At 71.1% G+C, this 20646-nt stretch carries 16 protein-coding genes; 6 read left to right on the top strand and 10 right to left on the bottom strand.

Features of this window, described 5'->3' with window-relative positions; genetic code table 11:
* Positions 1-193: 193 nt before the first annotated feature.
* Both VF665_RS24820 and VF665_RS24815 read left to right on the top strand, forming a co-directional pair.
* Positions 194-1252, top strand: coding sequence for a dipeptide ABC transporter ATP-binding protein (locus VF665_RS24820; protein ID WP_349263171.1), 1059 nt, complete (start codon positions 194-196; stop codon positions 1250-1252).
* Between the two features lie 277 nt (positions 1253-1529).
* Positions 1530-2048, top strand: coding sequence for a hypothetical protein (locus VF665_RS24815; protein WP_331056183.1), 519 nt, complete (start codon positions 1530-1532; stop codon positions 2046-2048).
* A gap of 121 nt (positions 2049-2169) precedes the next feature.
* Here the strand turns inward: VF665_RS24815 and VF665_RS24810 are convergent, their stop codons facing one another.
* The 10 genes from VF665_RS24810 to VF665_RS24765 all read right to left on the bottom strand — a co-directional run bounded on the left by VF665_RS24810 (position 2170) and on the right by VF665_RS24765 (position 14393).
* Positions 2170-4266, bottom strand: coding sequence for a M28 family peptidase (locus VF665_RS24810; protein ID WP_331056182.1), 2097 nt, complete (start codon positions 4264-4266; stop codon positions 2170-2172).
* A 149-nt stretch (positions 4267-4415) separates the two neighbouring features.
* Positions 4416-5078: a hypothetical protein gene (locus VF665_RS24805; protein WP_331056181.1), complete on the bottom strand. Its 663-nt coding sequence runs from the start codon at positions 5076-5078 to the stop codon at positions 4416-4418.
* 649 nt (positions 5079-5727) lie between these two features.
* Positions 5728-6114 (bottom strand): DUF4259 domain-containing protein, encoded by a 387-nt coding sequence (locus VF665_RS24800; protein WP_331056180.1) that lies wholly within the window; start codon positions 6112-6114, stop codon positions 5728-5730.
* A gap of 37 nt (positions 6115-6151) precedes the next feature.
* Complete coding sequence (locus VF665_RS24795) at positions 6152-6460, bottom strand: hypothetical protein (protein ID WP_331056179.1); 309 nt, start codon at positions 6458-6460, stop codon at positions 6152-6154.
* Between the two features lie 228 nt (positions 6461-6688).
* Positions 6689-8197 (bottom strand): serine/threonine-protein kinase, encoded by a 1509-nt coding sequence (locus VF665_RS24790; RefSeq protein WP_331056178.1) that lies wholly within the window; start codon positions 8195-8197, stop codon positions 6689-6691.
* Positions 8198-8340: 143 nt separating this feature from the next.
* Positions 8341-8679 carry a hypothetical protein gene (locus tag VF665_RS24785; protein ID WP_331056177.1) on the bottom strand — a complete coding sequence of 113 codons (339 nt, stop codon included), beginning with the start codon at positions 8677-8679 and terminating at the stop codon, positions 8341-8343.
* Positions 8680-8844: 165 nt separating this feature from the next.
* Complete coding sequence (locus tag VF665_RS24780) at positions 8845-10086, bottom strand: winged helix-turn-helix domain-containing protein (RefSeq protein WP_331056176.1); 1242 nt, start codon at positions 10084-10086, stop codon at positions 8845-8847.
* A gap of 114 nt (positions 10087-10200) precedes the next feature.
* Positions 10201-10386, bottom strand: coding sequence for a hypothetical protein (locus VF665_RS24775; RefSeq protein WP_331056175.1), 186 nt, complete (start codon positions 10384-10386; stop codon positions 10201-10203).
* A gap of 181 nt (positions 10387-10567) precedes the next feature.
* Positions 10568-13495 carry a PAS domain S-box protein gene (locus tag VF665_RS24770; RefSeq protein WP_331056174.1) on the bottom strand — a complete coding sequence of 976 codons (2928 nt, stop codon included), beginning with the start codon at positions 13493-13495 and terminating at the stop codon, positions 10568-10570.
* 451 nt (positions 13496-13946) lie between these two features.
* Positions 13947-14393, bottom strand: coding sequence for a pyridoxamine 5'-phosphate oxidase family protein (locus VF665_RS24765; RefSeq protein WP_331056173.1), 447 nt, complete (start codon positions 14391-14393; stop codon positions 13947-13949).
* A gap of 329 nt (positions 14394-14722) precedes the next feature.
* Here VF665_RS24765 and VF665_RS24760 point away from each other — a divergent pair, with 329 nt between their 5' ends.
* The 4 genes from VF665_RS24760 (at position 14723) to VF665_RS24745 (ending at position 20434) form a co-directional block, all read left to right on the top strand.
* Entirely contained in the window at positions 14723-15508 is a 786-nt protein-coding gene (locus VF665_RS24760; protein WP_331056172.1) for a metallophosphoesterase family protein, read from the top strand.
* Positions 15508-16218 carry a Nif3-like dinuclear metal center hexameric protein gene (locus tag VF665_RS24755; RefSeq protein ID WP_331056171.1) on the top strand — a complete coding sequence of 237 codons (711 nt, stop codon included), beginning with the start codon at positions 15508-15510 and terminating at the stop codon, positions 16216-16218. Before VF665_RS24760 ends, VF665_RS24755 begins: the two co-directional genes overlap by 1 nt.
* A 168-nt stretch (positions 16219-16386) precedes the next feature.
* Positions 16387-18834 carry a zinc-dependent metalloprotease gene (locus VF665_RS24750; protein ID WP_331056170.1) on the top strand — a complete coding sequence of 816 codons (2448 nt, stop codon included), beginning with the start codon at positions 16387-16389 and terminating at the stop codon, positions 18832-18834.
* 178 nt (positions 18835-19012) lie between these two features.
* On the top strand, positions 19013-20434 hold the full coding sequence (locus VF665_RS24745; RefSeq protein WP_331056169.1) for an ATP-binding protein: 1422 nt from the start codon (positions 19013-19015) through the stop codon (positions 20432-20434).
* Positions 20435-20646: the final 212 nt, after the last annotated feature.

Here is a 20646-nt window from a genome sequence, read left to right as displayed (position 1 = left end):
CGGACTGCGCAGCGGGGGCGAGCAGGGGCACGCCGGCGCCGAGCCGTTGATCGGGGCGGGGGTGGAGCGCGGGGCCGCGGGCGGCAATGCGCCGGACGCCGCCAGCCGCGCCGTGCACAAGACGGGGCCGGAACGCCCGGTGCTGCCCCCCGCCAAGGGCGACAGCGACCTGCGCGGCGAAACGCCGGACGACATGGAGGCGCCCGAAGGCTCGCTGCTGGTGGTGCGCAAGCTGAAGAAGTACTTCCCCATCCGGAAGGGCTTCTTCAACAGCCACGTGGGCGACGTCAAGGCGGTGGACGGGGTGTCGTTCTTTCTGGGCCGCGGCGAAACGCTGGGGCTGGTGGGCGAGTCCGGCTGCGGCAAGAGCACCACGGGGCGCGCCATTCTGCGGCTCATTGAGCCCACGTCGGGCGAGGCGACCTTTGACGGGCGCAACATCCTGGCGATGGACAAGACGGAGCTGCGCAGGATGCGGCGCCGGGTGCAGATCGTTTTCCAGGACCCGTACAGCTCGCTCAACCCGCGCATGACCATCAGCGACATGCTGCGCGAGGTGCTGAGCATCCACGGGATCGCGACCGGGCAGAAGGCCAAGGACCGCATCGCCGAGCTGCTGCGCGTGGTGGGGCTGCGGCCGGAGCACGCCGTGCGCTATCCGCACGAGTTCAGCGGCGGGCAGCGGCAGCGTCTGGGGATCGCGCGCGCGCTGGCGGTGGAGCCGGAGCTGATCGTGTGCGACGAGCCGGTGTCGGCGCTGGACGTGTCGGTGCAGGCGCAGGTCATCAACCTCATGCAGGACCTGCAGGACCAGCTGGGGCTGAGCTACCTGTTCATTGCGCACGACCTGTCGGTGGTGGAGCACATGGCCAACCGGGTGGCGGTCATGTACCTGGGGCGCATCGTGGAGCTGGCGGACAGCAAGGAGCTGTACCGCAACCCGCTGATGCCGTACACGCAGGCGCTGCTTTCCGCGGTGCCCATTCCGGACCCGCGCATCAAGCGCGAGCGCATCATGCTGCAGGGCGACGTGCCTTCGCCGGCCAACCCGCCGTCGGGGTGCCCGTTCCACCCGCGCTGCTACCATCCACTCAAGGACCAGGACTGCGCCAACATCGTTCCGCCGCTGGCGGACAAGGGCGGCGGCCACTTTGCGGCGTGCATCAAGGTGCCGCTGGGCGCGGGGTACAACGGCAGGCCTCCCGGCTCGCTCCCCATTCTGGACCCCACGCCGCCCCGCGCGGCGCACTGAGGTCCGGACCCGCCGGATGCACGAGGGCGCGGCCGAGCTGATCGGCCGCGCCCTTTGTTTCTGCCGGGGTCCCGTGGATGATTTGCCCTCACGAGTCGCGGAGGTCTCGGAGGTTCGCCGGGGAACTGCAGGAGAACCGCGCTGCAACTTTCGTGGATCGCCCTCCGTAGGGGCATGCAGCGGCGGTGGACGCCGCAGGGGTGCGCGATTACTGTTCAGCACCCGCCCGTGCCGCCGCGCACGATCACTCCCGTCCGACTTTTCAGGAGCTCATCCCGTGCAGATTCGTGAATCCGTCCGCCGCTTTGCGGCCCGCACCGCCCTGTTCGGCAGCCTGGCCCTGGGCGCCGTGGCCGCGCACGCCCCGGCCGCCAGCGCGCAGCTGCCCGTCTTTCCGCCCGAGGTGACCAGCTATCGCCTCTCCACCGAGGGGATGCAGAAGTTCGTGGCCGCCACGAACAACCTCAAGGCGCTGGAGGGCGAGAACATCGACCTCGAAGACCAGATTCAGCCCAGGGACGGCGAAATGCCCGAAGTGGCCCAGATCGCCGCGGCCTTCGACAGTGAGCCGCGCATCCGCAACGCCATCGGGCAGGCGGGGCTCACCAGCCGCGAGTACGTCACGTTTCTGTTCGCCATGATCCACACGATGTTCAACGCCGCGATGATTGAGATGGGCGGCGAGAACGCCTTTGCGCAGATGCAGAACGGCGTGCTCAAGGACAACGTGCGCTTCTTTCGCGAGCACAAGGACGAGATCGAGCGGATGGCCGAGCAGATGGACGACGACAACTGAGCCATCTTCTGAATGACGAAAGCGGCGGTGCGCAGGTGCGCACCGCCGCTTTCTTTCGCAGGGCGGACAAGCAACGGCCCTCACGCGTCCTCCGCGTGAGGGCCGTTCGTCCGTAGAGGGATCAGCGCCCGCCCAGCGCCGCGCGCGCGTCGCGGAGCGCGGTGGCCGCGGATTCGAAGCGCGTGGCCAGGTCGGCGATCTCCGCCACGGTGAGCGCGGCGTTGCGGTCGCGCACGGCCTCGGAGATGGAGGGAAAGACGACGTTGCTGTACCCGTTGTTCTCGTCCGCCGCGTAGATCAGGGCGCGGAACCAGGGCCGCGTGCGCAGCCCCTGCGGCCGCGTGAGCGCCCGCTCCACCCGCATGAGCGCCGCGTTGGTGCGCTGCAGCGCCTCGCGCCGGGGCGCGCCCGCGGCCAGGGCGGCGTCTCGCGCGGCGGCGAACTCCACCGCCGCCACCCGCATCCGCTCGATGGCCGTGCCCAATTGCGCCGTGGATGCGGTGATCCCCTGCTTCTGGATGGCCGCGTCCATCATAGGGAGGTAGCCGCGCATGGTGCGGGCGAACTCGGCGTAGTCGTACGGCAGCACGTCCGCGTTGGCCAGGCGCAGCATCATGGCCGCGCCCACCTGCGCCGCGGCCGCGTGCCCGCGAAACTCCGGATCGCCGAAGCGCCGCATCCACTCGAATGAGTCGTACTGCGAGTGGTACACGCCGTACGCGCCGCTGAAGCCCCACTCGGAGTGCGGAATCCCCATGTGGTTGTAGAAGCCGGCGAAGTCGGAGCCGCCGCCGGGGTCTTCCATGGACGGCTCCACGGAATCCACCGGGGCCTCGCGCCGGCGCCACGCCTCGTACACGCTCCCCTGCCCGCCGGGGTCCGGCACCGCGCGCGCCACGGAGCGCAGCGTGGCGCGAAGCGAGGGCGATCCGCCCCCGCCGAACGCGAGCCCGGTGGCGGCTACGTCCTGGTTGAGGTACGCCGCGGCACGGGTGAGGCGCGCCGAGTCCTGCTCCACGAACTCCGTGCTGCCGAACAGCCCCCACTCTTCCGCGTCCCACGTGGCGAACAGAAGGGTGCGGCGCGGCGGGTTGCCGGCGCGCACCTGCTCCATCACCGCGCGCGCCGCCTCCAGCACGCTCACGGTGCCGCTCACGTTGTCCGCCGCGCCGGGGCCCCATCCGTCGCGGTGCCCGCCGATGATGACGAGCTCGTCGGGGAACTCGCTGCCGCGCACGATGCCGAAGGTGTTGTGAATTTCCTTGTATCCGCGCGTGGCGGCATCCGTCTGCACCTGCACCCGCGCGACCACCGGGCCGGGGCCCACGTGGTAGCGGAACGGGAGCCCGCCCTGCCAGTCGTTGGGAATGCGCGTTCCCGCCAGCCCGCGCAGCAGTTCCGCCGCGTCGCCGTACGCCATGGGCACTACGGGAATGCGGGGCACCTCCATCTCCGCTTCCGGCAGCCGCCGTGCGCCCTCCACGCTCGGCCACCCCGGCGTGGACGGGTCGCCGTCCGCGTTCAGCACGCTGCCGCGCTGAATGGCCTCCGCCGGGCGCATGGGCCCCTCGGGATACACCTCGCCCGCCTGGTAGCCGTCGTTGGCGGGATCGCTGTAGATGATGAGCCCCACCGCGCCGTTGCGCTCCGCCTCACGCGCCTTGATGCCGCGGAAGGAGCGGCCGTAGCGCGCGATGGCGATCTTGCCGCGCACGCTGACGCCCAGAGAATCCAGCCGCGCGTAGTCTTCGATGAGCCCGTAGTTGACGTACACGACCTCGGCCGTGACGTCGCCTGCGCCGCTGAAGCCGTTGACGGGCGGGTACTGCGCCAGCCCCGAGGTGCTGTCGCCGGGAACGGCGGGCTCCGTCAGGTCCAGCTCGCGCATGTCCGGCGACACGCGCCACACGCGGCCGCTGGTGGCGTGCGGCATCCACACGCGGTAGGTGCGCACCTCCGTCTGCATCCCCATCGCGCGCATCTGCTGGATCACGTAGTCGCGCGTGCGCTCCTGCGCGGGGGTGCCGGCCACGTGCGTTTCGGCGCTGAGCGCCCGCGACAGGGTGCGCGCCCGGGCGGGGGTGGGCACCCGCACGGCGGCGGCTTCGGCGGCGCGCTGGCGGGCGGCGGCGCTGGCCGAGTAGCCGGTGAGCGGTTCCTGCGCGGCGAGCGCGGCCGGCAGCAGCGCCAGGGCAAGCGAGGCGAGGCGTGGGTACACGGGTCTCCGTGGGTCGGGAGCGGTGGATCGGGCGATCCATGCAACCTACCCGCCCGCCCCCGCCGCGGAAACCCGCCCCACGCCGCGCGCCCCGCATCCGGAGCCGGATGCGGGGCGCGGGTTGTCGTCCCATGACGGTCGATGGACGGCTATGCGAGCTTCAGCCCGCGGGCGGCGCGCCACCCCGCCACGAGCTGCCACATCCCCATGAGGGTGCACACGCCGAACATGGCCAGCCCCGCCTGCAGCGATGCGCGCCCGCCCAGCCCGCGGGTCACCATCACCAGCGTGGGGCCGGCGCCCAGCACGACCGTTCCCGTCATGGCCAGCATCCGTCCGTTGCTCCACAGGGGTCGAGTCCGCGGTGCCTCCGTCGGCTCGGGGAAGAGGATGGACTTGAGGCGCGGATAATCCCAGCAGAGCAGGTACAGCGCGGCCAGCAGCATCAATCCCGTGATGACGGGCGTTCCCTTGAAGCCGACGGACGCCGTGATCAGAAAGATGTTGAGGATGATGGGAAAGAACACCACCGCGCCCGCGGTTGCCGTGCGCGGAAAGATGAGCAGCAGCGCCGCGCACACTTGCGCCGCGCCCAGAAAGTTCCAGTAGAAGCCGGTGCGGTACATGGCTTCGAAAAAGAAGCCGACCGGGGTTTCGATGGGCATGGTGGTGAAGCGGTGGCCCAGCAGCTTCACCATGCCGGACGGAATGAAGGCGAGCGCCAGCAGGCCGCGCGTGACGGCCGTGAACGGATAGGCCCACCACCACGCCGCCACCCGGGCGTGCAGCCGGTCCAGTGATTTCTGAATCATGGTTCGTTTACAGGAACTGGAGGGGGAGAACCGAGCGTCGGAGAGGCGTACGAAGGATACGACCCGCGGTTTCGCCCGCCTACCCGGTCAGATGACCGAGACGCGCGAGGAGGAACGCGGTGGCAGGATGGATTGTCCGGAACGGCAAGTCATTGCGTGCGCGCGAGATACAGCGCAGTCGCACTGCCATCCTGAGGGATCGTGCGCCGTGTTTTCGCGCGACGGATCGTGCGCGACCGAAGGATCCGCTGTCCGCCGAGTCAACGTCGCGACCAGCACGCCCGTTCTCGCGGGGAAAGCAGATCCTTCGTCGGCGCCGGAGTGCGGCAGGGCGGCAGGTGCGTCCGGCGCCTCATCAGGATGACAAGTTGTTGCGCGGTAATGAGATACGGCGCGTTTGCGCTGTCATCCTGAGGGAGCGTGCGCCGTGCCTTCCCGCGCGACAAATTCGTGCGCGACCGAAGGATCTAGTGTCCGCCGAGCCAACGTCGCGACCCGCACGCCCGTTCTCGCGGGGAAAGCAGATCCTTCGTCGGCGCCAGAGTACGGCATGGCGGCAGGTGCGTCCGGCGCCTCCTCAGGATGACCAAGTCGCGGTTGGTGATCAATTGTGGTGTTACTCCCCCCAGCGGCGTGGCGGAGTCGCGCGTCAGGAGAGGCGGCGGAGGAGGTCGTTGAGGTGCGAGAACCACTCGGTGGGGTCCGTCTCCTCCCACAGCTCCTTCAACTCCGAATCCGTGCGCACACGCTCCACCGCGGCGTGGGCGCGGCCCGTGAGCTCGGGGGAGGGGAGCGGGCCGGCGCCCGCGATCCACTCCTCAATCTCCCCCGGCAGGTCCGCCGCGGGACGGTTGTTGAGCGCGGCCACCACCTCCGCGGCCGCGAGCGCGACGGACGCGTCGGGCGCCTCCACGTACTCCGCCGCCGCGGCGCTCAGGGCGGCGTCCAGCGCGTTGGGGTCCCTGGACACGGAAAGGTCCGCCAGCCAGTCCACCGCGTCGTCGTTGTCAAAGATCCCCGCTCCCCAGGCACCCATCCGCACTCCATCCGTTCAGCGTTGGTTGTTCCGCCGGTCAGCCGGCGGGGAGCGCAGATGCGGATGCCGTGCCCGCGCGCTCCGGCGCAGCAGCCTCCGCCAGGGCTGCATCCAGCCGCTGCACCAGGTATCTCGTGTACTCAACCGGTCTGGCGGCGCTGGCCCGGTCCCGCGCCTTGCCCAGCAGAAACGACACAGCCGCAAGCCCGGCCAGCCACACGCTTCCCGCGATCCCCACAACCCACATCACGAGCGCGGCAAGGAGCAGGACCACCTCCAGCCTGCCCCGCCGCATTCCGTATCCGCAGGTGGCGTGAACCGTGGTGCCGCCGGAGGCCGCCGCCACCACGGTTCCGCGCAGTTCGGGGAGAGGCGTTTCCGAGGGGAACGCAGACGGTTCGTACGCAATCCTGAACTGCTGCCCCCAAATCCGGATCTGGACCCGCCCTTGTGCCCTGCGCCACTTCCGGGGGCGGACGGCCGGTTCACGATCGCGCTCCGCCTCCCGCTCCAGCGCCTGCCGCACGGTCCGGGGCGGGGCAGCCGTCGGGATCTGGATCCGCAGCACCGGGGATCAGCCCTCCAGGGGCGCGTCCAGCAGGGAGCGGCGGCGGCGGGTGAGGCGGGCCATGACGAAGCTGGCGATGACCTGCGCGCCGAACACGGCCCCCACCAGCACCGCGGGGTCGCTGTTGATGCCGATGAAGTACAGCGCCGCGCCCGTCGCCAGCATGGAGCCCACGATGCCGAAGCCGAGCCGCCCCCGGCGGCTGGTGAGCCGGTGAACGGCCATGGGCGTCAGCAGAACGGCGGAGCCCGCGCCCGCCACCACCAGCCGCATGTTCTCGTCCAGCACGCCCCGCCCGGCGAGCGCCCACGCGCCCCCGAACAGACCCAGCACGGTGAGCGTGACGCTGAAATCCCAGAGCGCGGAGGCGAAGCGGCGCATTCGCCCGGGCCGGGCCGGCGCGGCGGGGAGCGCCAGCGGATGCGGCGGGGCGTACGCCGCGGGCGCGGCGAACCCGGCGCGGGGACGCTCGGGCGCGAACATGCGCGTGCCCTCGTCCTCGTGCGGCTCCACGGACACCGCGGCGGCGAGCGGCGCCCGCGGGCGGGCCACCGGCGGCGCGGGAAGCGGCGGTGCGGAGGGGGCGGTGACGGTGACGGTGCGGGCGGCGTCGCGCCCGCGCGGCTGCGTGGGCGCGGAGCCAGGGACGCGCGACAGGGCTTCCGCGAACTCCGCGCAGTCGGCAAAGCGGTCGCGCGGGTCCAGCGACAGCGCGCGGAGCAGCGCGTCCGCCGCCACGCGGGGCAGCCCGGGGGTGCGCTGCGGTAGCAGGCGCACGGATTCCGCCGCCTCCGCGCACATCCGCTCGGGATCGGTGGAGGTGAACGGCCGGTAGCCGGTGAGCAGGTAGTAGCCCACCGCGCCCAGGCTGAACACATCCGACGAGGGCGCGATGCGGTCGTCGCCGCGCATCTGCTCCGGCGAAGCGTACGCCGGCGAGAACGGCGCGCGGCCGAACTCCGTCAGCTGCGACGTGGCCCCCTCCTCTCCCGCCACCTGCGCAATGCCGAAGTCCAGCACGCGCACCTGCGGCTCCTCGTCGTCGTCGCCGTCCAGCAGGTACAGGTTGCCGGGCTTCACGTCCCGGTGCACCATCCCCGCGCGGTGGCCGGCGGCCAACCCCCGGGCGGCCTGGCGCAGGATGGAAAGCGAGGTGTGCATGGGCGGCGGCCCGCCCCGGGCCAGCCGGCTGGCCAGGTCTTCGCCGCGCAGCAGTTCCATGACCAGGTAGTCCAGCCCCAGCTCCGGGTCCGCGCCGAAGTCGTAGACGGAGACGACGTTGGGATGGTGCAGCCCGGCGGCCGCGCGCGCCTCGCGAAGAAAGCGCGCCTGCAGCCGCTCGTGCTCGCGGTCGTCGTGTGCCACAATGCCGATCACCTTTACGGCCACGGCGCGGCCCAGGCGCTCGTCGGCGGCGCGATACACCGCGCCCATGCCGCCACGCCCCACGATCGCCTCGATCCGGTATCGTCCGCCCAGGACGCGCCCGGTCAGCAGCCCCGCGATTCCGTACATCCCCGTGCAGCCCCTGGTGCAATCCTTTCCGCCGCCTCGCTCAAGAGGCTTGCGCGCGCACTACTTACGCGCGGCGGCATCCATCGGTTTCCCCCGCGGCCGTGTTCAACCCCCGCGGGCCGCAATCGTGCCGGGCGCCGGCGTCATCCCACGATCTCGATCCCGCCCCCGCCTGCGCTCATCAGAAAGGCGATTACGGGGAGGGCGACTACGAGCGGCGCCGACGTCCACAGCAGCGCCGAAAGCGTGCGCCCGCGCCGCCACCGCAGCCACGCCATGGCCGCGCATCCCAGCGGGAGCAGCGGGTAGCCCACGACGGCCGCCGTGAACAGCGTGAGGGGGAGCGACGCGTTCGCCTCCGCGTCCATGACCGTCATCACCACGATCCACGGGAGCAGCGAGGCCAGGCCCGCCAGTTGTGATGCGATCAGGTAGAAGAGCGCGCCGGTGGAGCGGCGTGCCGGGAGCGCGGCGGCGGTCATGTGGATGGCGGGAAGCGGATGGAAGGCCGTCCCGCAATGTACACGGATCAGGACCGCGCGCCATCGGTCACCGGCACGTGTGTCCCCCCATCCGTTCCCCGCGACCTCTGCTACCCTCCCGTCCTCCACGTGAGATGCAGTTTCCGCCACCCGCGAGCACGCGGATCACGCACCGCGCTGCGCGGACGCGGTCTCCAGCGCGGCGCGAAGCTGCTCTCCCGCGCGCCCGGGGTCCGCGCGGGTGACGCGCACCTCGGGCGTGCCGTGCCAGCGTGCGCAGGCCAGGAGCGCCGCCGCGACGTCCGCCGCGGCGGCATCGCTGAAGCGCACGCCGGGCTCAATGTACAGGGCGCGCACCTCGAACGCGCCCTGCGCGCGGTGCGCCTTGGCGTCCATCCGCCCGATGAGCGCGCCCCGGCGCAGGATGGGGAGCACGTAGTAGCCGTACACCCGCCTGGGGCCGGGCGTGTAGCACTCCAGACGGTAGTCGAACCCGAACAGTTCGCTCGCCCGTGCCCGGTCCCACACCACGGGATCGAACGGGGAGAGCAGCGTGGTCAGCACGGGCCTGAGGCCGCCCTCCGCCGCCGCGCGGGCGGCGGGCTCGTGGTCCGGGTGAATGTACACCGGCTCCTTCCATCCCTCCACGCGCGCCTGCACCAGGGCGCCTTCCGCAGCCAGCCGGGCGGGAAGTGCCCGCGTGGAGGTGCGGTCCATCCGGAAGTAGTCCGCCACCCAGCCCGCCTTGGCGACGCCCAGCGCGCGGACGGCGTTGAGCGCGAGCGTGCGCTGCACCTCGTCCCGTGGCGGGAGACGGTCGTCGCTCCACGCGGGATGCACCCGCTCGCGCACGTCGTAGATGCGCTGAAAGTTTTCGCGCCGCGCGATCATCAGTTCGCCCGCGGTGAACAGGCTTTCCAGCATCCGCTTCTGGGGCGTCCAGTCCCACCACGTGCCCGAGGGCCGGTCGCGCTCAAAGTCCGACGAGCGCACCGGCCCGCCCTCGCGCACGGACTGAAGCAGGCGCGCGGCCTCGTCCCCGTGCTCGGCCATGAAGGCGGCGCGGTACCGCCATCCGGCCCATCCCAGGTCCAGCATGCGGTGGCGGTACAGGGGATAGTCATCGATGGGGAGAAAGCACGCCTCGTGTGACCAGTACTCGAACAGTGCCCGGTTCTCGAGCAGTTCATCCAGCCAGCGCGGCTCGTACGGGCCCAGGCGTGACCAGAGCACCAGGTACGGGCTGCGCGCCACCACGGAGATGGTGTCGATCTGCAGCGCGCGCATGCGGCGGATGGCGGCGAGCACGTCCATCCTGCCCGCGCGGCGGCGGGGACGCCGGTCCAGCCCCTGCGCGTGCAGCAGAAGCGCGCGTGCTGCGGAAAGGGAAAGGTGCAGGTCGGTCATCGCGGCCGAAAAGCGGGATCCGTTGGTCAGGGGCGGGCGTGGCGGTGCGATGCAAGACGCGCCCCGGAACCAGGTTCCGGGGCGCGTCTCGTCCATCTGAACAGCGGGGATCGATCAGTTGTGTGCCCGCCCCATGCTGTCGACGCGGGTGGCGCACCGGCGGCACAGCAGCAGCGGCCTGCACACGCTGCGGTCGTACTTCTTGCGGCGGCAGCGCGGGCAGGGGGGCGTCATCAGATGCCGGCCCGCGGGCAGCAGAGCAGCCGCCCCGGCGAGCACCAGAAGCAGAGTGGGTGTCATTACGTCCAACCAGGATGCAGGGACAGCAGGCGATCCGAATGAGCCACGTACTTCACGGATCATACCATTGAGCGCTCCTATTGGGACCGAAGCGCGGATGCTGCTAACCCTTTCCCTCGTCAAGGTTCCGCTTCCGGATGCAGGTTGGAGCGTCCCCCAGAAACTGATACAGGTATCCGCGTCAGTCCTCGCCGGGGTGGTCCTGCATGGACTCCACCGCACGCGCCAACTCCGAGAGGGAGATGGGCTTGGCAAGCACGGGAACCCGCGACGCGCCCAGCACGCGGGCGGCTTCGGCGCTGGCGGTGTCGCCGCTGAAGAAGACGAGGCGCCGGTCCATGCCGTCACCCGCCTCGCGCAGCCGGGTGAGCAGTTCGTCGCCGCCCAGCCCGGGCATGCGCAGGTCGGAAACGATGACGTCGAAGGGCGCCGCGTGCCGGGTGGACTCCAGCAGGTCCAGCGCGGCGCGGCCGTCGGAGGCCTCGTCCACGTGGTGCCCCCGGCCGCGGAGAAATCGCGACACCACGCGCCGCACGGAATCTTCGTCATCCACCACCAGAATGCGCAGCGCGGTTCCCGCGGCGGCCCCGGGCTGCGCAGCCGCCGGCGCGGCAAAGGCGGCATCGGCGCGCGGCAGGTCGATGCGAAAGGCGGCCCCGGCGCCCGCCTCGCTGTCCACCCGGATCTCGCCGCCGTGCTCGCTGACGATGCTGTGCACCAGCGAAAGCCCCAGCCCCGTGCCCTCGCCCGGCGCCTTGGTGGTAAAGAACGGGTCAAAGATGCGCTCCAGCAGGTGCACCGGAATGCCGGGCCCGTTGTCTACCACGTGCAGCGAGGCGCCCGTGGCCGTGGCCCGGGTGCGGAGGATGAGGCGCCGCTCGCCCGGCACGGACATGAGCGCCTGCTCGGCGTTCACCACCAGGTTCAGCAGCACCTGCTCGATCTGCCCGCGGTCGCCCCGCACGAACGGGAGCTCCGAGGCCAGGTCCGTGTGCAGCTCCACGTTGCGGGTGCGCAGCGAGTACTGCCGGGTGCGCACCACGTGGGCCACGATGTCGTTCAGGTCCACCCGCTCGCGGGCGGCGGATGCGCCTTCCTGCGTGTCGCGCGCAAGGAGGCGCAGGTCCGACACGATCTTGGCCATGCGCTCCGCCTCGCGCCGGATGGTGCGCAGGTCTTCGCGCTCCTCCGCCGGGCGCTCGTCCATCAGCAGGATGTCGGCAAAGCCCAGCACGGCGCTGAGCGGATTGTTGAGCTCGTGCGCCACCCCGCCCAGCAGGGTGCCCAGGCTGGCCAGCCGCTCCGCGCGCCGCAGGTGCTGCTCGGCGCTCACCTGCGCGGTGATGTCGCGGATGATGCCGAACAGCAGCCCCCGCCGGTGCGTCCCCTGCTCCACCCGCCCCAGCCGCGCCTCTACGGGGATGGTGCGCCCGTCCACCAGGCGGCGACGGCGAACCCGTCCCGTCCACGAGCCCAGCTCGCGCACGGCGCGCAGGGCGTCGTCGATCTCCTTCTGCATCTCCGCCCCGGAGGCGAAGTCCGCGAAGCTGAGCGAGTTGCCCGCGCCGGAGTCGAACCCCAGGATGTCGGCGAAGGCGCGGTTGGCGTAGACGATCTCCCCCTCCTCCGTGGCCAGGCACACCCCGTCGGAGAGCCCTTCCAGCGCGGCGGCCAGCAGGCGGCGCTGCGTTTCCTGCTCCCGCGCCTCGGTGACGTCCTCCAGCACGATCAGCGCGCCGGTGACCTCGCCCTGTTCGCCGCGCAGGGGCGCGCCGGAGTGACGCACCGTGCGGCGCACGCCGTCAAAACCCTGCAGGTCCACCAGTTCGCCCGCGCTGGGCTCGCCGCGCAGCGCGCGCGCCATCCCCCACTCGTGCGCCTGGATGGGCTCGCCGCTTTCCGTCCACCATCCCTTGTATTCGCCGTAGCCGTCCAGGCTCACGCGGCGCACCCCGCCCCAGATGCGGTCGCCCTCCGGGTTGTGCCACACCAGCTCGCCCCCGGCGTCGGCCAGCACGACGCCCACGGGGAGCGCGTCCAGCACCTGCTGCTGGCGGCGCTGCGTGGCGCGGATGGCCGCTTCGGCCTCCTTGCGCTCGGTGACGTCTTCCGTGGTCCCCACCAGGCGGTACATGATGCCCTCGGCGTCCAGCACGGGAAAGCCGCGCGACCACACCCAGCGGACCCCGCCGTCCGGCCGCACCACGCGGTACTCGATCTCCCGCACCGGCACCTCGCCCAGCGTCGACATCGCCTGCGCCAGCCGGTCGCGGTCGTCCGGGTGCACGCTGGCCAGAAAGGAGTGCGGGTCGCGGTACACCTCCTCCAGCGACTGCCCCCACACCCGCTCGTACGCGGGGCTGACGTAGATGGTGCGGGAAAAGTCCGGCGAAAAGATCCAGAACACCTCGCGCACGTTGCCGGCGAGCTGCTGGAACTTTTCCTCGCTTTCGCGCAGCGTTTCGGCGGCGATGCGCTCCTGCGTGATGTCGCGCGCAATGCCGTGCACGCCGGTGATGGACTGCCCCCAGCGGACGGCGCTGGCGCTCACGGCCAGCCAGCGGTGCCCGCCCGAGGCGTTCACCACTTCCAGGTCCACCTGCACGTCGTTGGTGGCGCCGCTCAGCACGTCCACGAACGCCTGCTGGGCCACGGCCTGGCTGTGCGGGGCCAGGATGTGGGCGAAGTGGGTGCCCAGCAGCTCCGTGGCGGGACGCTCCAGCAGCCGCTCGCCCGCCGGGTTGATCTCCACGAACTCGCCCGCCGCATCCACCACGTAGATGATGAAGGGCGAGGTGGCCACCAGCCGGCTGTAGTGCGCCTCGGCGCGCATCTGCCCGGTGGCGGTGGCCGCGAGCGCGGCCAGGTCTTCCAGCGTTTCCAGCTCCGCCGGGCTCCATGCCCGGGGGCGCGCATCCACCGCGCAGAACGCACCGCGTACCGCTCCGTCCGCGCCGCGCAGGGGGAATCCGGCAAAGGCCCCCACCCGCGCGTCGCCCGCGTCCGCCGCGGCGTCGCCCAGGACCACGGGTGCGCCGGCGCGCAGCACGCGTTCCGCGAGGGGATGCGCGCATCTGACTGCCGGTGGCGTCAAATGAGTGCAAAGCATCGCCGGTGAGGGCCAGGGTGCCCGCTTCGCCGCCGCCCGTCCACACGAACGCGGCCGTGATCCCCAGGGACCGGACGGCCATGCGGGTCAGGCGCTGCAGCCCGGCGTCCCCGGCGGGGGCTTCCGGCAGCGCGGCGGGTGAGGGGATGATGATGGACATCGGCGGCGGGGGCGCTGGAAAAGCGAGGTGGCCGGTCTCGGCTTCGAGATCGGCCACGATCAGTCGAAGCGGAGGGGCGCGGGACCGCGGACGCCCTTCCGCGGGACAGCCACGAACAGGCTGTCCCAATCTAATCGAACCTTTCGGCGCGAGGCAATCATCTCCGGCCACAAGCGGTACTTCCGCATCCCTCCGCACCGCGCCCCGAAGCCGCCGGTTCCCCGCGCCGGGCCCGCTCCGCCCGTTCGCGCCGTCCGCCCGCCCTCCCCGCCGGTGTCCGGCGGTCGCGGATCAGCCCGGTGTGGCTTCGCGGCCGGTGGCTTCCTGAACGGCGATGCGGAACAGCACCTGCCGGTGCGGCGCGGGGTCGTCCGGCGTGAGCGTCGCCGGAATCAGGGAGCGCAGCAGCTCCACGCCGCGGCGCCATTCCGTCTGCTCCCACCCGGCGCCATGCTCGTCCATGGGAAAAAAGCCGCCATGGACGACGACGCTGCGCCATTGAAAGATCCCCTCCACCTCGTCCACCTCGAACGCGACGGGGCACCACTCGTCGCCGGTGGCCTGCAGCTTGGCGCCCTGCGAGGTGCGTCCGTAGAGCCATCCGTTGCAAAACACGTAGTGCAGCGGCTCGATGTCCACCCGGTTCTGCCGGCTGAACGCCAGACGCCCCACGTGGTTGCGCGCCAGGATGGCCTCGCACTCCTCACGGTCCAGCACGCGGATCTGCGGTCTGCTCATCGGTCTCTTCGGGGAAGGTGACGGAGAAAACGCGGTGTTCACCGCCCTGCATGCAAGGTACGCGCACCCGAACGGCCGGTGCATCGGCGCCCGGCGGACCCGCTGAGGGGAAGATCTGGATGCGCTTTGCGGTGGGTGAACGAGAGCGCATCGGTGGGCCGCGAAGGCGAGGGATGCGGGAATGGGCGCGTCCGCCTGTCCAGAGCGAATGAATTCGCCGCTGGAAAAGCACGAAGTCCGCCTTCGCGGACTGCGGTGGCCGTGCGAACCGTTGCGACGGTTTTGCGGAGTGGACAGGGCGTGGCACGGGGGTTCCGGTACACGACACCATGCGCGTATTCGCCATCTCCGACCTGCACACCGACTTTCGCGAAAACCGCGAGGCGCTGGCCCGTGCGCCGCTGGCCGGCCACGGCGACGACGCGCTCATCGTCGCGGGCGACATCGCCGACTCCGAAGCCGTGCTGCGTGACACGCTGGAGCTGCTCGCGTCGCGCTTTCGCGAGGTGTTCTTTGTCCCCGGCAACCACGAACTGTGGGTGCGCGGCGAGGAGCGCAGCTCGGTGGACAAGTTCCAGGCGGTCCTGCGCATCTGCGGCCAGGCCGGCGTGCGCACGGCGCCCGCGCGGGTGGGCGGGGCGTGGGTGGTGCCGCTGTTGGCATGGTACCACCCGTCGTTCGACGTGCGGGGCGAGGGCGCGGAAGACGAGCTGGAGGGGTGGTCCGACCGGTACTTCTGCCGGTGGCCGGCGGAGGTCATGGACCGGCCTGACCGCTTTTTTCTCGCCCGCAACGAGCCGCACGTGCACGGCTACGACGCGCCGGTCATCACCTTCAGCCACTTCGTTCCGCGGACGGAACTGGTGCCGCGGGTGCGCTGGCTGCGCTTCAAGGGGCTGCCGCTCGTGGCGGGAACTACGGAGATCGACGAGCAGATCCGCCGCATCGGCGCGCGCGTGCACGTGTTCGGGCACACGCACATCGCCGCGGACCGGGAGATCGCGGGCGTGCGCTACGTGCAGAACTACTTTCGGCCGACTGCGGACAAGCCGTTCCAGCTGGTGTGGGACGATGCGGACGCGCTTTCCGAACCCGCGCGCCAGCTTTTCTGCTGATGCATTCCGCGCCCTCCCTGGCCGACTTGGCGAGTGCGGTGGATGAACTGCTGCACACCGCCGACTTCCCCGACGATCCGCCCACGATCTTTCGCGCCACGTCCCGCCCCGTCCGGCGGATGGGCTTGGCGCTCGCGCCGGATGCGGCGCTGGCGGCTTCCGTGCGGGAGCACGCGCTGGACGCCCTGTTTCTGCACCGGCCCTGGGGCGCGGAGGCGGACCTGCCGCCGGACGTGGGGATCCTCTGCTCGCACGCGGCGTTCGACGCACGCCTCACTCTGGGCGCGAACCCGCAGCTCGCTGCCGCGCTGGGGTTGACCGGCGTGCAGCCGTTCGGCGAGCACCGCGGCCGGCCCGTGGGGATGATCGGCGATGCGTCCCCCGCGGACGCGGAGGCGTGGCGCGCCCGGCTGGTGGAGGAATTCGGCGGTGTGGAGGAGGCCGCCGTCCCGTCCGGCGCATCCATCATCCACCGCGTCGCCCTCGTGGGCGCCATGACGGATGCGCTCGTGCGCGCCGCGGCGGAACACGGAGCCGGGCTGTACGTCACCGGGCAGATGCGCGCGCCCGCCCGCCGCGCCGTGGCGGAATCGGGGATCGCGGCCATCGCCATCGGCCACCGCCGCTCGGAGGAGCACGCCCTGGGGCTCCTGGCCGCCCTGCTCGCCAGCCGCTTCCCCGGTCTGCAAACTTTCACTCCTCTCGCCTGAGCGGCCGCCGCGGTCTCCCGGTCGGGAGGATGGGCGAACATTTGTTCGCGCGGTGTCTACTTTGTACCGATGCTTGGCCGCAAGCGGGGTTTTCGGTTGCCGGGCGGGGAGAGCGCTCGTATTGTTGCTTCCCGTCGCGGTCCGGCCCACACCATCCCTGGTACCTTGATGCGCTTCTCCATTCGCTGGGCAGCCGTTGCCGCCCTGCTGCTCGCCCCCGCCGTTCCGGCGCCGGCCGCCGCCCAGGCGCCGCTCCCCTCCATCGCCGACAAGACGCGCGGAATGGAGCGCCGCGACGGCTTTGTCCCCATCTACTGGGATGCGGCCGCGGGCAAGCTGTGGATGGAGGTGCCGCGATCCGGCGAAGAGCTGATCTACATCGTCTCGCTCCCGGCCGGTCTGGGCTCCAACGACGTGGGGCTGGACCGCGGACAGATTGGCGGCGAGCGGCTGGTGCGCTTTGACCGGGTGGGCCCGCGCGTGCTGCTGGTGCAGCCCAACCAGGCCTACCGCGCCGTGTCGGAGGATGAAAACGAGCGCCGCGCGGTGGAGCAGTCGTTCGCCCAGTCGGTGCTGTGGGGCTTCACCGTCGCGGCAGAAACGGACGGGCGCGTGCTGGTGGACGCCACCGACTTCGTGCTGCGCGACGCGCACGGCGTGATCCCCGCGCTGCGCCGCAGCCGCCAGGGCGACTACCGGCTGGACGCCTCGCGCAGCGCCCTGTATCTGCAGAACACGCGCGGGTTTCCGCGCAACACCGAGATCGAGGCGACGCTCACCTTTACGGGTGACAACCCTGGCAACCTGGTGCGCGACGTCACCCCCACGCCCGAGGCCATCACCCTGCGCCAGCGCCTGTCGTTCGTGGCGCTGCCGCCGCCCGGCTACCAGCCGCGCCGCTCGGACCCGCGCGCCGGCTTCTTCGGCATCTCGTACTTCGACTACGCCACGCCCGTCGGCGAAGACATCGTCCAGCGCTTCATCTCGCGCCACCGGCTGGAAAAGCGCGACCCCGCCGCGGCCATGAGCGAGGCGGTGCAGCCCATCGTGTACTACGTGGACCGCGGCGCGCCGGAGCCCATCCGCTCGGCGCTGCTGGACGGCGCGCGGTGGTGGAACCAGGCGTTCGAGGCGGCGGGGTACCGCGACGCCTTCCGCGTGGAGCTGCTGCCGGAGGGCGCGGACCCCATGGACGTGCGCTACAACGTCATTCAGTGGGTGCACCGGTCCACGCGCGGGTGGAGCTACGGAAACACCGTCACCGACCCGCGCACGGGCGAAATCATCAAGGGCCACGTGACGCTGGGCTCCCTGCGCGTGCGGCAGGACTACCTGATCGCCGAGGGGCTTCTGGCCCCGTACGCGACGGGAAACGAAAGGCCGGCGGAGCTGGAGCGGATGGCGCTGGCCCGCATCCGCCAGCTGGCGGCGCACGAGGTGGGGCACACGCTGGGGCTGATGCACAACTACATCGCCAGCGCGCAGGGACGTGCCTCGGTGATGGACTATCCGCATCCGCTGGTGCAGCTGCGGCCGGATGGGAGCATTGATCTGTCCAGCGCCTACACGGCGGAGATCGGCCCGTGGGACAAGGTGGCCATCACATGGGGCTACCGCGATCCGCCGGCGGGTACGGACGGGCGCGCCGCGCTGGACGCCGTGCTGGCGGATGCCCGCGCCCGCGGCCTCACGCTGCTGACGGACCAGGACGCCCGCCCGGCGGGGAGCCTGAGCCCCAGCGCGCACCTGTGGGACAACGGCGCCAACGCCACGGCCGAGCTGCGCCGGGTGATGGCGGTGCGGCGCGTGGCGCTGAACCGCTTTGGCGAGAACGCGGTGCGCGCCGGGCGGCCGCTCGCTACGCTCGAGGAGGTGCTGGTTCCCGTGTACCTGCACCACCGCTACCAGGTGGAGGCCGCGAGCAAGGTGCTGGCGGGGGTGGACTACAGCTACGCCCTGCGCGGCGACGGGCAGACGCCGCTGCGGCCAGTGCCCGCGACGGCGCAGCGGGAGGCGCTGGACGCGCTGATCGGCACGCTGGACCCGCGCGAACTCGCCCTGCCGCGCACGGTGCTGGCGCTTATTCCGCCGCGCCCGGCCACGTACGATCCCACGCGCGAGCAGTTCGGGCGATGGACGGGGCTGGGCTTCGATGCGCTCACGCCCGCCGTGGCCGCCGCGGACCTGACCGTGGGGATGATCCTGAACCCGGAGCGTGCGGCGCGGCTGGTGGAGCAGGGCGCGCTGGATCGCTCGCTCCCCAGCCTGGAATGGACGCTGAACGAGCTGGTGGAGCGCACCTTTCGCCCGCAGCCGGACGATGCGTATCTGCAGGAGATCGACCGCGCCGTGGAGCGCGTGGTGGTCGACCGCCTGATGCTGCTGGCCGAAAACGCGCCCATGCCCCAGGTGCGCGCCATTGCCCAGCAGAGCCTGATGCAGATCCGCCTGCGCTACGGCTACGCGGAGGTGCCGTCCACGCCGGCGACCGCACACCGCGCGCTGCTGGCGAGCGACATCACGCGGTTTCTGGAGCGGCCGTACCAGCCGCAGCAGCGCATCGCCGTTCCCGACGCGCCTCCCGGACAGCCCATCGGCAGCGACGAAGAGTTCTGAACACCAAGCGCCCCGCGGATCATCTCCGCGGGGCGCTTCTTCTTCCAGCGCCCATCAGGCGCAGCTGCCGTGAATGCCGTGTGGTCCGAGGACTTGACCCCGGGGCGGGAGGTACCAAGATTGGAAGTTCCAAAGTTGGAAGTTCCAAGGTTGGAACCTCATAGCCGGACAAATAAAGATGGAGAAGCCGAGAGCTGTCCGTGACCGCGGAAAGGAATGGGCGGAGCTCGCCCGCGTCTGGAAGCGGCCCGCGCCCGACCTCGTGTTTGTTCTCGGACGCCGCCGGGTGGGAAAGAGCTTTCTGCTCGCACGGTTCGCAAAGGCGGTCAACGGGATCTACTACCAGGCCACCCGGCGCACCGAGCACGAGCAGCTTGCCCGCCTGTCATCACTCATCGGAGAGCACTTCAAAGACCCCGCTCTCCGGCACGGCGGCCCCTTTCCCGACTGGGAGGGGCTGTTCCGCTACGTTGCCGAGCGCGCTGGAGGTGAGCCGCTGGTCCTGATCCTGGACGAGTTTCCGTACCTGTCGTCAGCGGCGCCCGCGCTTCCATCCATCATCCAGGCGCTGTGGGACCACGAGTGGCCGGAGACAAGGATCAAGCTGGTGCTCAGCGGGTCGCACATCACCGCGATGAAGCAGCTGGAGGCCGCCGACCAGCCGCTCTACGGCCGACGAACGGCCCGGATCGACATCGAGCCGTTCGACTTCGTGCACGCCGCCGAGTTCGTGCCCGGGTACGAACCGCGCGACCGGCTTCGCGCGTTCGGCATCTTCGGCGGCGTGCCCGGCCACCTGGCTCTTCTGGACCCGGAGCAGCCGCTGGCCGAAAACGTCGCGCAGCAGATGCTGGGGCCCAGCGGAAGGCTGCTGGACGAAGCGCAGCACATGCTGGATGCGTTCCTCTCCGATGCCCAGGTGCACTACTCCGTGATCGAGGCCATCGCCGGCGGCGAACGTACGTGGAACGGGATCACCAAGCGCGTAGGGCGCGATGGAGGCTCCATGAGCCGCACCATGCAGTGGCTGCTGGACATGCGGATTGTTGCGCGGGTGGTTCCCATCACCGAAACGAACGCAGCGAAGTCCAAGCGGGCCCTGTACAGGATCACGGATCCGTACGTGGGCTTCTGGCACCGGTTCGTCTCGCCGATGATCAGCGCGGGAATGGTGGGCCTTGCCCCCGCGGAACGGCTCTGGGCCGACCGCATTGAACCACGGCTGGACGACTACATGGGCGGCATCTTTGAATCGGTGTGCCGCACCTTCGTGCGCCGGGGGCAGGGGCTGACCTTTGCGCCGCTGCGCGTGGGCGAGTGGTGGGATGGAACGTCGCAGAACGAGATCGACGTGGTCGCGCTCGGGCCCGAGGGCCAGGTGCTGGTGGGGGAATGCAAGTGGGGCGGGGTCCGGCTTTCCGATCTGGCCAGGCTGCGTGCACGGGCCAATCTCCTGCTGGCGGATCTGGGCGAGGGACCGCATCAGGTGCACTTCGCGCTGTTCTCCGGGGGGGACGTGTCGCCCGAAATGGCGCGCGAGGTGGAAAGCGGATCGGTGCTCCACTTTTCCGCACAGGACCTGTACGCCGCTCCCCGGTAGCCGCTTCGCCGTGCCAGCGCAGCCCCGGACGGTTCAGACGGCGGGGCGCGGCTCCCCTTCGGCCAGGGCGGGGGCGGGGCGGCGGCGCCAGACCAGGTAGACGGGGACGCCGGTGAGCACCAGCAGGTAACCCTCCCGCTCGTTTCCGGGGCCAGCCACGCCAGGTCCGCCACCAGCACCGCCGCGAGGGCCAGGTACACCAGCGGCGTCAG

The organism is Longimicrobium sp. (genome assembly GCF_036387355.1).
In the GTDB taxonomy this organism is placed as follows: Bacteria; Gemmatimonadota; Gemmatimonadetes; order Longimicrobiales; family Longimicrobiaceae; genus Longimicrobium.
The sequence above is the reverse complement of the archived record's forward strand: the minus strand, read 5'-3'. Positions and strand labels throughout refer to the sequence as shown.